The following is a 14,040-nucleotide window of genomic DNA, read 5'->3' on the forward strand; positions in this document are numbered from 1 at the left end:
CGTGGAGAACCTGATCGCGCTGCTCATCGCGGCGCCCCTGCTCGGAGCGGCCGTCCTGCTGGTCGGCGGCCGTCGGTTGGACGCCGTCGGCCACTGGATCGGCACGCTTCTGTCGGCCGTCTCCTTCCTGTTCGGCCTGATCCTCTTCAGCGATCTGCTCGGCAAGGACGCCGAGCACCGGACGCTGACCCAGCACCTGTTCAGCTGGATCCCGGTCGAGGGCTTCCAGGCGGACATCGCCTTCCGCCTCGACCAGCTGTCGATGACGTTCGTGCTGCTGATCACGGGCGTCGGCTCGCTGATCCACCTGTACTCGGTCGGGTACATGGAGCACGACGAGCGGCGCCGCCGCTTCTTCGGCTATCTGAACCTGTTCCTCGCGGCGATGCTGATCCTCGTCCTCGCCGACAACTACCTGCTGCTGTACGTCGGCTGGGAGGGCGTCGGTCTCGCCTCCTACCTGCTGATCGGCTTCTGGCAGCACAAGCCCAGCGCGGCCACCGCGGCGAAGAAGGCGTTCCTGGTCAACCGCGTCGGCGACATGGGCCTGTCGATCGCCATCATGCTGATGTTCACCACCTTCGGCACCTTCGCCTTCGGCCCGGTGCTCGGCACCCACGAGGAGGCCGGGCTGGTCGCCGACACCTCCGAGGGCAAGCTCACCGCGATCGGCCTGATGCTGCTGCTGGCCGCCTGCGGCAAGTCCGCCCAGGTGCCGCTGCAGTCCTGGCTCGGGGACGCGATGGAGGGCCCGACCCCGGTCTCCGCCCTCATCCACGCGGCGACCATGGTGACCGCGGGCGTGTACCTGATCGTCCGCTCCGGCGCGATCTTCAACGCGGCGCCCGACGCGCAGCTCGTCGTCACCATCGTCGGTGCGGTCACGCTCCTGTTCGGTGCGATCGTCGGTTGCGCGAAGGACGACATCAAGAAGGCACTGGCCGGCTCGACCATGTCGCAGATCGGCTACATGGTGCTGGCGGCCGGCCTCGGCCCGATCGGCTACGTCTTCGCGATCATGCACCTGGTGACGCACGGCTTCTTCAAGGCCGGCCTGTTCCTCGGCGCCGGTTCGGTCATGCACGGCATGAACGACGAGGTCGACATGCGCAAGTACGGCGGCCTGCGCAAGTACATGCCGGTCACCTTCGTCACCTTCGGCCTCGGCTACCTCGCGATCATCGGCTTCCCGGGCCTGTCCGGCTTCTTCTCCAAGGACAAGATCATCGAGGCGGCGTTCGCCAAGGGCGGCACCGAGGGCTGGATCCTCGGCGGCTGCGCCCTGCTGGGCGCGGCCCTCACGGCGTACTACATGACGCGTGTGATGCTGATGACGTTCTTCGGCGAGAAGCGGTGGCAGCCGGCGCCCGACCCGGACAAGGCACCGAGCGTCGAGCCCGGCATCGAGGTGCACCCCGGCGAGATGCCCCACCCGCACGAGTCGCCCAAGGTCATGACGATCCCGATGATTGTGCTGGCCGTCGGGTCGGTGGCCGGCGGTGCGTTCTTCAGCATCGGCGACCGCTTCCTGCACTGGCTGGAGCCCATCACCGGCCATGACCACGGCGACTCCCCGCTGAGCGCGGCGGCGGTCACCAGCGCGACCGTGGCCTGCATGGTCATCGGTGTCGCGATCGCCTGGGCCCAGTACGGCCGCCGCCCGGTCCCGGCCGTCGCCCCGCGCGGCTCGCTGCTCACCCGGGCCGCCCGCCGCGACCTCCTCCAGGACGACTTCAACCACGTCGTCCTGGTCCGCGGCGGCGAGCACCTCACACGGTCCCTGGTCTACGTCGACCACACCCTGGTCGACGGTGTCGTCAACGGCACGGCGGCCTCGGTCGGCGGCCTGTCCGGACGGATGCGCAGGCTCCAGAACGGCTTCGCGCGGTCGTACGCGGTCTCGATGTTCGGCGGTGCGGCGCTCCTGGTCGCCGCGACCCTGCTGATGAGGGCGGTCTGATACCGATGTCCTTTCCTCTGCTGACAGCGACGGCGGCCCTCCCGGCGATCGGGGCGATCGCCACGGCCGCCGTGCCGGCCCCGCGGCGCAATGCCGCCAAGGCGCTGGCGCTGCTCTTCTCGCTCGCCACACTCGCCCTGGCGATCACCGTCCTGGTCCGCTTCGACCCGGACGGCGAGCGCTACCAGCTCACCGAGTCCCATTCCTGGATCAAGGACTTCGGGGTGCGGTACGAGCTGGGCGTGGACGGCATCGGGGTGGCGCTGATCGCGCTGACCGCCGTCCTCGTCCCGTTCATCATCCTGGCGGGCTGGCACGACGCCGACCCGCTGGAGACCGGCAGCAGGCGGTGGCGGCCCACCCAGGGCTTCTTCGCGCTGATCCTGGCGGTCGAGGCGATGGTGATCATCTCCTTCGAGGCCACCGACGTCTTCCTCTTCTACATCTTCTTCGAAGCCATGCTGATCCCGATGTACTTCCTCATCGGCGGCTTCGGGGACCGGGCCCACGAGCACGGCGAGAAGGTGGCGGCCACACAACGGTCGTACGCCGCCGTGAAGTTCCTGCTCTACAACCTGGCCGGCGGTCTGATCATGCTGGCCGCGGTGATCGGCCTGTACGTGGTCGCCGGGAACTTCTCCCTCACCGAGATCGCCGAGGCCCGCGCCAACGGCTCGCTGGACATGGCGACCAGCACCGAACGCTGGCTGTTCCTCGGCTTCTTCTTCGCCTTCGCGGTGAAGGCGCCGCTGTGGCCGCTGCACACCTGGCTGCCCAACGCGATGGGGGAGGCCACCGCGCCGGTCGCCGTGCTCATCACGGCGGTCGTCGACAAGGTGGGCACCTTCGCGATGCTGCGCTTCTGCCTCCAGCTGTTCCCGGAGGCCAGCAAGTGGGCGACGCCGGCCATCCTCGTCCTCGCCCTGATCAGCATCATCTACGGGGCGCTGCTCGCGGTCGGCCAGCGGGACATGAAGCGCCTGATCGCGTACGCGTCGATCTCGCACTTCGGCTTCATCATCATGGGCATCTTCGCGATGACCAGCCAGGGCCAGTCCGGCGCGACGCTCTACATGGTCAACCACGGCATCTCGACGGCCGCGCTGATGCTGGTCGCCGGCTTCCTGATCTCCCGGCGCGGCTCGCGGCTCATCGCCGACTACGGCGGTGTGCAGAAGGTCGCCCCGGTGCTCGCCGGCACCTTCCTGATCGGCGGTCTGGCGACCCTGTCGCTGCCGGGCCTGGCACCGTTCATCAGTGAGTTCCTGGTCCTGGTCGGCACGTTCGCGCGCTACCCGGTGATCGGGATCATCGCCACTTTCGGCATCGTGCTCGCCGCGCTCTACACCCTCGTCCTCTACCAGCGGACGATGACGGGCCCGGTGAAGCCGGAGGTCTCGGCGATGCCCGACCTCAGGGTGCGTGAGCTGGTGGTCGTGGCCCCGTTGGTGGCACTGCTGATCTTCCTGGGCGTCTTCCCGAAGCCCGTGACGGACATCGTCAACCCGGCGGTCAAGCAGACCTTGTCCGACGTGGAGAAGAAGGACCCCCGGCCTGACGTGGAGGCGGCCAAGTGAGCGCAACAGCCGTCCACAGCCTGTGGACAACGGCGGCAGCGGCGGCCGACCCGATCGCGAAGATCGACGCGCCGAAGATCGAGTACGGGCAACTGTCGCCCACCCTGATCGTCGTGGGCGCGGCGGTCATCGGGGTACTGGTCGAGGCGCTGGTACCGCGCAAGTCCCGCTACTACGTACAGGTGTTCGTGTCCGTGGTGGCTCTGTGCGCCGCGTTCGCCGCGGTCGTCGCCCTCGCGGCCAACGGATACGGCACCACCAAGGCCGGCATCGCCGCGATGGGCGCCATCGCGGTCGACGGACCCGCGCTCTTCCTGCAGGGCACCATCCTGCTGGCCGCGCTGGTCGGCGTGTTCACCTTCGCCGAGCGGCGCCTGGACCCGGTGGCGCACGGCAAGCGCGTCGACTCCTTCGCCGCGCAGGCGGCCTCCGTGCCCGGCAGCGACAGCGAGAAGGCCGCCGTCAAGGCCGGCTTCACCACGACCGAGGTCTTCCCGCTGCTGCTCTTCGCGGTCACGGGCATGCTGATCTTTCCCGCGGCCAACGACCTGCTGACCTTCTTCATCGCCCTGGAGGTCTTCTCGCTGCCGCTGTACCTGCTGTGCGCGCTGGCCCGCCGCAAGCGGCTCATGTCGCAGGAGGCCGCGGTCAAGTACTTCCTGCTCGGCGCCTTCGCCTCCGCGTTCACCCTGTTCGGCATCGCCCTGCTGTACGGGTACGCCGGGTCGGTGTCGTACGCGACGATCTCCCAGGTCGTCGACGGCACCATCACCACCGTCGACCCGGCGCTCGCCGGCACCATGGGCAACGACGCGCTGCTGCTGGTCGGCACCGCGCTGCTGGTCATGGGCCTGCTGTTCAAGGTGGGCGCGGTGCCCTTCCACATGTGGACGCCGGACGTCTACCAGGGCGCGCCCACCCCGGTCACCGGTTTCATGGCGGCGGCGACCAAGGTGGCCGCCTTCGGCGCCCTGCTGCGTGTGCTGTACGTCGTCCTGCCGGGCCTGCGCTGGGACTGGCGGCCGGTCATGTGGGGCGTGGCGATCCTGACCATGCTCGGCGGTGCGATCGTCGCGATCACCCAGACCGACATCAAGCGGCTGCTGGCGTACTCGTCCATCGCGCACGCGGGCTTCATCCTCGCGGGTGTCATCGCGACCACGGAGGACGGCGTGTCGTCCGTCCTCTTCTACCTCGCGGCGTACTCGTTCGTGACGATCGGCGCGTTCGCGGTCGTCACGCTCGTCCGGGACGCGGGCGGTGAGGCGACGCACCTGTCCAAGTGGGCCGGTCTCGGCCGGCGCTCGCCGCTGGTGGCGGCCGTGTTCGCGGTGTTCCTGCTGGCCTTCGCCGGTATCCCGCTGACCTCCGGCTTCGCCGGGAAGTTCGCCGTGTTCAAGGCGGCGGCGGAGGGCGGCGCGGCGCCGCTGGTCGTGGTCGGTGTGATCTCGTCGGCGATCGCGGCGTTCTTCTACATCCGTGTGATCGTGCTGATGTTCTTCAGCGAGCCGCGCCCCGAGGGGCCGACCGTGGCCGTGCCCTCGCCGTTGACCATGACAGCGATCGGGGTGGGCGTGGCGGTCACGCTGGTGCTGGGTGTGGCGCCGCAGTACTTCCTGGACCTGGCGAGCCAGGCAGGGGTGTTCGTGCGCTGACCCCTAGCGGCCTGTGGGCCCCGGCTCCCGTCCTGGGACCGGGGCCCTTGCGCGTTCCGGCGGTTGTGGATTCGAACACGCAGAGTGACCGGATCGTGCCTGTGGATAACTCCGGCGGTGTCAGTGCGGGCCCCTATCGTGGAGGCAGTGGTCGAGGGACGACGTCGGGGACAGAGCGATGGGCGGGAGCGGCGGGATGGGTGGCATCAGCGAGATGGCAGGGGTGACCGGGAGCGAGGCGCTGGCCACGCTGCACCGGGTCTTCGGGTACGAGGCCTTCCGCGGCGAGCAGGAAGCGATCATCGAGCATGTCGTGGCCGGCGGAGACGCGGTCGTCCTCATGCCGACCGGCGGTGGCAAGTCGCTGTGCTACCAGATCCCCTCTCTGGTCAGGCCCGGCACGGGCATCGTGGTCTCCCCGCTGATTGCGCTGATGCAGGACCAGGTGGACGCGCTGCGGGCGCTCGGTGTGCGCGCCGGGTTCGTCAACTCCACGCAGGACTTCGACGAGCGGCGGACGGTCGAGGCCGAGTTCCTCGCCGGTGAGCTGGACCTGCTGTATCTGGCCCCGGAGCGGCTGCGGCTGGACTCCACCCTCGACCTGCTCTCCCGCGGCAAGATCTCCGTCTTCGCGATCGACGAGGCGCACTGTGTGTCCCAGTGGGGCCACGACTTCCGCCCGGACTACCTGACCCTCTCCCTGCTCGGCGAGCGCTGGCCGGACGTCCCGCGGATCGCCCTCACGGCGACGGCCACCCGCGCGACGCACCAGGAGATCACCCAGCGGCTGAACATGCCGACCGCCCGGCACTTCGTGGCCAGCTTCGACCGGCCGAACATCCAGTACCGGATCGTTCCCAAGGCCGACCCCAAGAAGCAGCTGCTGGGCTTCCTGCGAGAGGAACACACGGGCGACGCGGGCATCGTGTACTGCCTCTCGCGCAACTCGGTGGAGAAGACGGCCGAGTTCCTGTCGAAGAACGGCGTCGAGGCGGTCCCGTACCACGCCGGACTGGACGCGGGCACCCGTGCGGCGCACCAGTCCCGGTTCCTGCGGGAGGACGGCCTGGTCGTGGTCGCGACCATCGCCTTCGGCATGGGCATCGACAAGCCGGACGTGCGGTTCGTCGCCCATCTCGACCTGCCGAAGTCGGTCGAGGGCTACTACCAGGAGACGGGGCGCGCAGGCCGTGACGGGCTGCCCTCCACGGCATGGATGGCCTACGGCCTCAACGACGTCATACAGCAGCGCAAGCTGATCCAGTCCGGGGAGGGGGACGAGGCGTTCCGGCGTCGGGCGCAGGCCCACCTGGACGCGATGCTGGCGTTGTGCGAGACCGCGCGGTGCCGCCGCGGTCAGCTCCTCAACTACTTCGGTCAGGAACCCGACCCGGCGGGCTGCGGCAACTGCGACACCTGCCTGACACCGCCGGAGACCTGGGACGGCACCGTCGCCGCGCAGAAGGTGCTGTCGACGGTGGTGCGGCTGCAGCGGGAGCGTGGGCAGAAGTTCGGTGCCGTGCAGATCGTCGACATCCTGCTGGGCAAGCGTACGGCCAAGGTCATCCAGTTCGACCACGATCAGCTGTCCGTGTTCGGCATCGGTGAGGAGCTCGCCGAGGGCGAATGGCGGGGCGTCATCCGGCAGTTGCTGGCGCAGGGGCTGCTGGCGGTCGAGGGGGAGTACGGCACGCTGGTGCTGACCGAGGCGAGCGGGTCGGTGCTGCGGCGCGAGCGCGAGGTGCCGATGCGGAAGGAGCCGCCGAAGCCGACGGTGACCGCGAAGGCCGGGGGTTCGTCCGGCGGGCGGGGAGAGCGCAAGGCGAAGGCGGCGGTCGCCGCCGAGCTGCCGGCGGAGCTGGTTCCCGCGTTCGAGGCGTTGCGGGCGTGGCGGGCCGAGCAGGCGCGGGAGCAGGGGGTTCCGGCCTATGTGATCTTCCATGACGCGACGCTGCGGGAGATCGCGACGGTGTGGCCGACGTCGGTGGCTCAGCTGGGGAGCGTCGGCGGGGTCGGGGAGAAGAAGCTGGCGACGTATGGGGAGGGGGTGCTGGAGGTGCTGGCCGGGCTGGGGGAGCCGGACGCAGAGCCTACGCCGGAGCCGGAGCCGGACTGGGTGTAGAAGCTCGGCGGCGTACCTGGGGGCGCGGGGAACTGCGCGACCAGCCACCGACTGCCCGCGACCGCGATGGTTCAGACGGGTGGGTCAGGTAAGTGCCGTCAGGCCCGGGGCGAAGGTGATCAGCAAGGGCAGAAGGGGGACCAGGGCGGCAGCTGTGGTCGTGAGGGCTCGGTGGTGGGGGAGCAGGCGCGGCGGGGGTTCGAGGAGGCGGCCGACGCGCTCGCCGAGGAGGCGGTTGGTGTTGGCGCAGGAGAGGACGCCCCGGTGCTGGTTGAGCTCGATCAGCGCCAGGGCGGTGGTGAGGTGGCCGCAGCGGCGGGAGGCCGTGTCGTCGGCGGCGAGTTCGACCAGGCGGTGGGTCTGGTCGCAGAAGTGGGCGAAGAGGGGGATGCGCGGGAAGCCGGTCGCCAGGGCGGTCGAGAGGTGCAGCAGCCAGTCGTGGCGGGCGCGGGCGTGACCGCGCTCATGGGTGAGGATCGCGTCGAGTTGGTGGGAGGTGAGACGGTGCAGCGCGCCGGTCGTGACGATGAGTTGGGGTGGGTTTCCGGGAAGCCACCAGGCGTCCGGATACTCGTCCTCCAGCACCAGTAGGGGGCCGCGGGCGGCAGGGAGGCCCGCGGGCAGGTCGGGGGCGCGTTCGCGCAGGTGGGTTCGGGCCAGATGACGGCGCCGGCGGGCCTCGAACAGCTCGCGGGCGAGCATCGCGGTGGTCCACGCGGCCCCACAGGCCAGCAGCAGGGTGAGGGCGGACGCCCAGGCCGGGGTGGCGGAGAGGTCGTACGCCTCGGCCACGCCGGGCGGGGCCGGCGCGAACACCTGGGTGCGGACGGTGGTGAAGATGGCGGCGGCCCCCAGCACCAGGGCCGTCAGACAGCTCAGCAGGACCGTGGCGACCAGGCACTGCCACACCCACAGGCCGACCACGGGCTCCCGTTCGGGCCAGCCGGCCCGGGTCAGGGCACGGGGGGCGGGCACGGCGGCCGTCAGGGCGACGGTGCTCAGCAGGAGCAGACAGAAGATCACGCCACGGGCTCCGGATCCTGGTAGGGGAGAGGAGTTGTGGAGAAGGAGTGGTGCTGGGCGGCGGGCACTGCAGGGACCGCACCCGCCGCCAGTATGACGGCCTCGGCCGCGGACGTCAGCCCGCGGTGACCCGGCCCGTCACCTCGCCCAGCCCGACGCGCAGGCCGCCGGGCCCGGGGGCCCAGGCCGACAGGGTGACCACATCGCCGTCCTCCAGGAACGTCCGCTTGCCGTCGGGGAGTTCGAGCGGGTCGCGGCCGTTCCAGGTCAGCTCCAGCAGGGAGCCGCGCTCGCGCTCCGTCGGGCCGCTCACCGTGCCGGAGCCGTAGAGGTCGCCGGTGCGCAGGGAGGCGCCGTTGACCGTCATATGGGCGAGCTGCTGAGCGGCGGTCCAGTACATCGTGGAGAAGGGGGGTTCGGACACCACATGGCCATTGATCGTGATCGAGATGCGAAGGTCGTAGCCGGCGGGTTCCTCGCCCGTGTCGTCCAGGTAGGGCAGCAGGGGGTGCGTGCGCTGCGGCGGGGACACGCGCGCCTCGTCCAGCGCCTCCAGCGGGGTGACCCAGGCCGACACGGAGGTCGCGAAGGACTTGCCGAGGAAGGGGCCGAGGGGCACGTACTCCCATGCCTGGATGTCGCGGGCGGACCAGTCGTTGAGCAGGCAGAGGCCGAACACATGGTCGCGGTAGGCGCCGAGGCCCACCGGCTCGCCCATCCGCGACGGGACACCGACCACGAAGCCGACCTCGGCCTCGATGTCCAGGCGGACCGACGGGCCGAACACGGGCTCCGGGTCGGTCGGCGCCTTGCGCTGGCCCGAGGGGCGCACGACATCGGTGCCGGAGACCACGACCGTGCCCGAGCGGCCGTGGTAGCCGATCGGCAGGTGCTTCCAGTTGGGGGTGAGGGAGTCGGCCGCGTCGGGGCGGAACATCCGGCCCACGTTCCGGGCGTGGTTCTCGGAGGCGTAGAAGTCGACGTAGTCCGCGACCTCGAAGGGCAGGTGCAGGGTCACCGCGGACAGCGGGTGGAACAGCGGTTCGAGGGTGGCCCGGTGGGTCGGCTCGGTCACCCACTCCCGCAGCGCGCGCCGTACGTCCGACCAGGTCGGACGGCCCGCCGCGAGCAGCGGGCCGAGGGTCGGCTGGGCGAGCAGCGGCGCGTGGGGCGAGCCGAGGGCGCGGGCGGCCGCGCCGGCGTCGAGAACGTGGTCGCCGAGGCGTACGCCGACGGTGCGCTCCTGCGGGGTGTCCGGGAGCGAGAAGACGCCGTACGGAAGGTTGTGCGGGCCGAAGGGGTCGCCCTCGGGGAGGTCGAACGGGGGCATCGGGTGCTGCCTCGCTTTCGTGTTCGCCATGTCGTGCTCGCGGGTGCTCCGCGCGTGCGGGGAGCCGCGCCACACGTTACGGCCGACCTTGTGCGGGAGGCACGCGGTGAGACGGGTGAGGCGCCCGACACCCCACGCGCCCCACAGCGCTCCGCTACCGCTCGGGCACGGCAAGTTGTCCACAGGCGGGTACGCAATCTTGACGGAGCGGTGCGAACAGGGAGACTCTGGGCGGGTGCCGGAGGGCCTCGGGGAGGGGGCTTCCGCATGGCACACCTTGGGGGGCGGATGGCCATTGGGGAGGCCGGCCTCGGGTCAGCGCGGCGTGGCGCACAGCCGATGCGGCTGGAAGCGACCATGCGCGGCAGACTCGGCCGGGAATGCGTGTACGTGCCGTCGTGCCGGTTCGGGCTGTTCGTGGCGCTGCGCCACTGGTGCCCGTCCGGCGGACGGGTCCTGATGTCGCCGGTCAACGACGACGTCATCTTCTTCGTGGTGCTCGCGGCCGGTCTGCGGCCGGTGCAGGCGCCGCTGAACCCGCTCGACGCGTCCATCGACATCGATGCCGTGCCCGACGAGGTGTGGGGCTCGCTGTCGGGGGTCCTGACGACGAACCTGTACGGCAACCCGGACGACGCGCGACGCCTGCGGGAGCGGTGCGACGCGTTGGGCATCCCGCTGTTCGAGGACGCGGCGCACGCCATCGGCAGCGAGACCGGCGGACGGCCGGTCGGCGCCTGGGGGGACGCCTCCGTCTTCAGCCTGTCCAAGCACGTCGGCGCCAAGGCCGGCGGTTTCCTGTCCTGCGCCGACCCGGGGCTGCGCGAGGCCCTGGCGAAGACCTGCGAGGACCTCCTCCTGCCGCCCCGGCTCATGGCCGAACTCGCCTACGTCGTACGGCCGTACGCGGAGGCCGCGGTGCGCGGGCTCGGGCTGCGGCGGGCCGCCTGGGCGACGCTGCGGCTGCTGGGGCTGACCGAACGGGAGGAGATCCGGATGCCGTTGCGGCCGGGCGAGTTGGCCCGTGCGGTCGACGCGGCACCGGACCTCGCCGCGTCGGACTCCTGGGTGCGGGTCGACATGCACGACTACCGGCTGCGCTCGGGCCGGCTGCGGCTCGGCCGGATCGGCCGCAGTCTCGACCGGCTCGACGCGGTGCTGGCCGCCTGCCGGGAGGGTACCGAGCTGCTGCTGGCGACCCAGTGGGCGCGGCCCGTCCAGCGGCCCGCGGGCGAGCAGGTGCAACCCCTCTTCCGGGTACCGCTGTTCGTCGCCGACCGGGACGCGGCGAGCGCGGCGCTGGCGCGGCGGGGGATCGTCGTCGGGTATCTGTACGACCCGCCGCTGGACGACTACGCGGGCGCCCGGTTCACCGATCCGTCGCACGATCCGCAGGGGGCGCGGTGGTTCGCGCGGCATGCGCTGCCGGTGGACCCGCGGCGCGCCCGCGAGGTCGTACGGGTGCTGGAGGAGTCCGGGGTGCGCCCGGCCGACGCACCGGGAGGGCTGGGGCCGACGCGTGGCTGAGACCAAGGCCGGGACACCGGCCGAGACCGCGGTGGTGGAAGCCGCCTCGTCGACCGCGGGCCGGGCGGAAGCGGGCCACGCGGCGGCGCCGGTCTCCGACTCGCTGTTCCGCAACGCGTACTTCCTGATGCTCAGCACCGGCGTCTCCGCGGTGCTCGGCCTCGGCTTCTGGCTCGTCGCCGCCCGCTACTACTCGGAGGAGGCCGTCGGCCAGGGCTCCGCGGCGATCGCCGCGATGCGGCTGCTGGCCAGCATCACGGCGACCACGATGATCGGCGCCGTGGTGCGGTTCGTGCCGCGCGCGGGACGGGCGACCGGCTCGCTGGTGTGGCGGGCGTACGCGGCGAGTTCGGTGGTCGTGGCGATCGCCGCCGTCGTCTTCCTGCTCACCCTCGACCTGTGGGGCGACTCGTACGCGCCGCTCGGCGGGAGAGCGGCGGGCGCGGCGTTCGTCGTCGCCTGTGTGGCGTGGGCGCTGCTCACCCTGCAGGACGGGGTGCTGACCGGGCTGCGCAGATCGGGCTGGGTGCCCGTCGGCAACGCGGTGTTCTCCATCGGCAAGCTGGTCCTGCTGGCCGTCTTCGCCACCGCGCTGCCGGTGCTCGGCATCTTCGTCTCCTGGGCCGTCGCCATCGCCTTCTCCACACTGCCGCTCGGCTGGCTGATCTTCCGCCGGCTCATCCCGCGTCAGGAGGCCGCCGACCGGCACCTGGAGCCGCCCAGGGTCCGCGACATGGGACGCTTCCTGGCCGGAGACTCGCTGGGCGCGCTGTTCAGCCTGGCGATGATCAACCTGCTGCCGGTGATGGTCGCGGTCCGCTTCAGCGCGGCGGAGAACGGCTACTTCTACGTGGCGTACACCGTCGGCGGCACGATGGAGTTCATGGCCATCAACATGGCCTCCTCCCTCACCGCGCACGCCTCGCACGACCCGCGCCACCTCGCCGACGGGGTGCGCGGGGCGCTGCGGCGGATGACGCTGCTGCTGGTGCCGGTGGTCGCGGTGCTGGTGGTGTTCGCGCCGCAGATCCTGACCCCGTTCAGCGCGGACTACGCCGAGCACGGCACGACCGTGCTGCGGCTGCTGGCCGCCGCCGCGCTGCCGAGAGTGGTGGTGGAGCTGTACATCGGGGTGCTGCGGGTCCAGGGCCGGACCGGGATGCTCGCGGCGCTGCAGGGCACGATGTGCACGCTGGTGCTGGGCAGCGCGGCCGTGCTGTTCACCCCGGCGGGCATCGCGGGCGCCGGCTGGGCGGTGCTGCTCGGCATGACGGTGGTCGCGACGGTGTCGGTGGTGGGTCTGCGGGTGGCGCTGCGGGGGACGAAGGCCGGGCCGGCCGACCGGCCGCCACGGTTCCGTTCACCGACGGCCGCTGCGGCGGCCGAGGGGGAGGGCCCGGCGCGGCCCGGCACGGACACCACGGCCGGCACCGGCACCGACGCCGCAGCGGCGCCCGGACCGCGCGGGGCACGGCTGAACTCCACCGCCGGGTACGGCACGAGCTGGGCCCGCCGGGCCGCGCACCCGCACGTGCGGCCCGACGAGGACACGGTGACGCTCTTCATAGGGCGTCCCGGATATGAGCGGGAGGCGTTGCAGGCCGACACACTCGCCCTGATCGTGCGGCCGCGGCAGCCGGGGGCGGCGCCGCCGGCCGAGGACGGCCTCGGGGGCGGCGTACCGGCACCGGGTCCGGACCACGCGGCGCGTGGGCCGTGGTCCGAGGTGTGGCAGCGGCGGCTCAGGGCGGGACTCTGGGGGCTGCTGACCGCCGCCACGGGCGTGTTCGTCGTGGCGCTGTGGGACCTGCCGTGGCTTCGGGACGTCCCGACGGCCGGGGCGGGCAGGGTGCTCAGCGGCCGGGAGATGCTCGACGAGCTTCCGGCCGGGGCGCTCGGTGCCCTGCTCGCCCTGCTCGTGCTGTACGCCGCCGCGGTGACGCTGTGCCTGCGCCAGGAGCCATGGCTGCCCGGGACCGCTCTGGCGGCCCTGGTCCTGGCGCTCTACGCGCTGCCGGTGGCGCTCGGGCGGGAACCGCAGGCGGTGGGTGGGGCGTTCTATACGGAAACAGCCGGTTTCCTCGCGGAGGCAGCGGGTGTCGGCGGGCCCGGCTCGCTGCTGCGGTGGGCGCCGCCGGTGTTCCAACTGCTGTCTCTTCTCATGGTGTGGCAGTTGCTCAGCAGCCTGGGCCGGTGGTTGCCGTGGACGGCGCGCTGGGGAGTCGTGTACCTCGCCGCCGTGGGGGGCTGGGCGTGGCGGGACGCGCTCGCTCCGGCCGCCCTGCCCGTACTCGCCCTGCTGTTCCTGACGGTCACGCTCCTGTCGCTCCGCCGCCCCGAGCGGCCGGCGGAGCCCGCGCACCACTTCGACGAAACAGGCCGATCCAGTGCCTGAACACGCTTCCAGAGCCGCAATGCCAGGGGGGAACCGCGTGCGTCCGCCGAACACACCAGGGCAGAGAACCGAACCCGAACCCGTCGCGAAGCCGCATCCGCCTGTCGACCGGGAACCCGCGGACGCGGTCCCGGAGGAGCCCGACGACCGCGTCACCTCCGGTGAGACGACGCTTGACCTGGCCGTCGCGCGGACGGGCCGGCCCGCGGAGCCGACGGGGAAGAGCCGTACGACGTCGCGCGTACCGGAGCCTGCGGCCTCCGCGATCCCTGGGGCCCAGCAGCCCCCGGACGGGAACCGCGGGGGCGGTGCCCGGCGCGACCCCGTGCTGGGGCGCGGACGGGGTGGACGGGACGCGGACGCCGGGCCCGGGTCGGTGCCGGTTGTGGCGACTGCTCAGGCGTCCACACCTGTTTCCCAGGCGTCCACCCCCGTGTCAGAGCCGTCCCTC

Annotated in this window: 8 protein-coding genes; 6 read left to right on the forward strand and 2 right to left on the reverse strand. The window is 71.7% G+C overall.

Annotated elements, in window-relative coordinates:
• Position 1: 1 nt before the first annotated feature.
• From nuoL to recQ, 4 genes are all read left to right on the forward strand, one after another.
• A complete protein-coding gene (gene nuoL, locus ACH5AC_RS29850; RefSeq protein WP_398865311.1) occupies positions 2-1,960 on the forward strand; it encodes an NADH-quinone oxidoreductase subunit L in 1,959 nt (652 codons plus the stop codon).
• 5 nt (positions 1,961-1,965) lie between these two features.
• Positions 1,966-3,537 (forward strand): NADH-quinone oxidoreductase subunit M, encoded by a 1,572-nt coding sequence (locus ACH5AC_RS29855; RefSeq protein ID WP_398865312.1) that lies wholly within the window; start codon positions 1,966-1,968, stop codon positions 3,535-3,537.
• Complete coding sequence (gene nuoN, locus ACH5AC_RS29860) at positions 3,534-5,192, forward strand: NADH-quinone oxidoreductase subunit NuoN (RefSeq protein ID WP_398865313.1); 1,659 nt, start codon at positions 3,534-3,536, stop codon at positions 5,190-5,192. The genes ACH5AC_RS29855 and nuoN overlap by 4 nt, the downstream gene beginning before the upstream one ends.
• 196 nt (positions 5,193-5,388) lie before the next feature.
• Positions 5,389-7,314 carry a DNA helicase RecQ gene (recQ, locus tag ACH5AC_RS29865; protein ID WP_398865314.1) on the forward strand — a complete coding sequence of 642 codons (1,926 nt, stop codon included), beginning with the start codon at positions 5,389-5,391 and terminating at the stop codon, positions 7,312-7,314.
• A gap of 84 nt (positions 7,315-7,398) precedes the next feature.
• Here the strand turns inward: recQ and ACH5AC_RS29870 are convergent, their stop codons facing one another.
• Positions 7,399-8,337 carry a M56 family metallopeptidase gene (locus ACH5AC_RS29870; protein ID WP_398865315.1) on the reverse strand — a complete coding sequence of 313 codons (939 nt, stop codon included), beginning with the start codon at positions 8,335-8,337 and terminating at the stop codon, positions 7,399-7,401.
• 115 nt (positions 8,338-8,452) lie between these two features.
• A complete protein-coding gene (gene fahA / locus ACH5AC_RS29875) occupies positions 8,453-9,667 on the reverse strand; it encodes a fumarylacetoacetase (protein ID WP_398865316.1) in 1,215 nt (404 codons plus the stop codon).
• Between the two features lie 339 nt (positions 9,668-10,006).
• On the opposite strand from fahA, the gene ACH5AC_RS29880 reads away from it, so the two are divergent.
• Together ACH5AC_RS29880 and ACH5AC_RS29885 are read left to right on the forward strand one after the other, a co-directional pair.
• The gene (locus ACH5AC_RS29880; protein WP_398865317.1) at positions 10,007-11,194 is read left to right on the forward strand and encodes a DegT/DnrJ/EryC1/StrS family aminotransferase; all 1,188 of its coding nucleotides are present in this window, start codon (positions 10,007-10,009) and stop codon (positions 11,192-11,194) included.
• A 127-nt stretch (positions 11,195-11,321) separates the two neighbouring features.
• Positions 11,322-13,589: a lipopolysaccharide biosynthesis protein gene (locus ACH5AC_RS29885; RefSeq protein WP_398865408.1), complete on the forward strand. Its 2,268-nt coding sequence runs from the start codon at positions 11,322-11,324 to the stop codon at positions 13,587-13,589.
• The last annotated feature ends 451 nt before the right edge of the window (positions 13,590-14,040 follow it).

It is taken from the genome of Streptomyces sp. NPDC018693, from assembly GCF_044391385.1.
GTDB lineage: Bacteria > Actinomycetota > Actinomycetes > Streptomycetales > Streptomycetaceae > Streptomyces.

Bases quoted from the DNA above. Each gene is read 5' to 3' on its own strand.
- ACH5AC_RS29855 (WP_398865312.1), top strand. From the start codon at position 1,966: ATGTCCTTTCCTCTGCTGACAGCGACGGCGGCCCTCCCGGCGATCGGG.
- recQ (WP_398865314.1), top strand. From the start codon at position 5,389: ATGGGTGGCATCAGCGAGATGGCAGGGGTGACCGGGAGCGAGGCGCTG.
- fahA (WP_398865316.1), bottom strand. From the start codon at position 9,667: ATGCCCCCGTTCGACCTCCCCGAGGGCGACCCCTTCGGCCCGCACAAC.
- ACH5AC_RS29880 (WP_398865317.1), top strand. From the start codon at position 10,007: ATGCGGCTGGAAGCGACCATGCGCGGCAGACTCGGCCGGGAATGCGTG.
- ACH5AC_RS29885 (WP_398865408.1), top strand. From the start codon at position 11,322: ATGCTCAGCACCGGCGTCTCCGCGGTGCTCGGCCTCGGCTTCTGGCTC.